The 254-nt window shown below is 45.7% G+C and carries 1 pseudogene; it reads left to right on the top strand.

What is annotated here, in order from left to right:
* Positions 1 to 254 (top strand): annotated as a pseudogene (locus A3712_RS10025) (MATE family efflux transporter); the annotation flags it as partial.

Genomic DNA, 254 nt, shown 5'->3' with positions numbered 1-254 from the left:
GTGGGCTTGTGATCGCAATGGGAAGTGTGAGTGTTGCACTTTTTTCAGTCATCATTTATCTGCTTCGTGGCCCAATTTTAGAACTACTCGATGCGCCAACAAGCGTATTGCCGATCATTGACTCTTACTGGATCTATTGGTTAATCAGCTCTTGGACAGGTGCGCTACTCTACTTTTACTACAGTGTGTGTCGTGCCAACGGTAATACTATGCTGCCCGGCTCAATGATGATCGCAACCAGCATCATTAACTTG

It is taken from the genome of Vibrio sp. HI00D65 (assembly GCF_001635455.1).
Classification (GTDB): domain Bacteria; phylum Pseudomonadota; class Gammaproteobacteria; order Enterobacterales; family Vibrionaceae; genus Vibrio.
The sequence above is the reverse complement of the archived record's forward strand: the minus strand, read 5'-3'. Positions and strand labels throughout refer to the sequence as shown.